Below are 305 nucleotides of genomic sequence, written 5' to 3'. Positions count from 1 at the left end.
ATCGGGTGGGGATCGCGGCGGTGAACGGTCCGGCTGCGGTGGTGGTGTCGGGTGATGAGGCGGCGGTCGCGGAGATCGAGGCTCAGGCCCAGGTGCGTACTCGGCGGTTGCGGGTGTCGCATGCTTTTCATTCGCCGTTGATGGAGCCGATGCTGGCCGAGTTCGCGCAGGCGATTGACGGGATCGCCTTCCAGGAGCCGAGTCTGGCGATCGTTTCGAATGTGACGGGTCGTCTGGCTGAGGCGGGTCAGCTGACCGACCCTGCCTATTGGGTTGAGCATGTGCGTGGGGCGGTGCGGTTCGCG

The 305-nt window shown here is 66.2% G+C and carries 1 protein-coding gene; it reads left to right on the top strand.

From position 1 onward, the window contains the following. Positions 1–5 precede the first annotated feature (5 nt). Positions 6–305, top strand: a 300-nt coding sequence (locus tag E1295_RS48400) for an acyltransferase domain-containing protein (protein ID WP_281284822.1), incomplete at its 3' end; no start/stop codon positions are given.

The sequence above is a fragment of the Nonomuraea mesophila genome, assembly GCF_004352805.1.
Lineage (GTDB): Bacteria > Actinomycetota > Actinomycetes > Streptosporangiales > Streptosporangiaceae > Nonomuraea > Nonomuraea longispora.
Note: the sequence above shows the minus strand (reverse complement) of the source record. Positions and strands in the feature narration are given on the sequence as shown.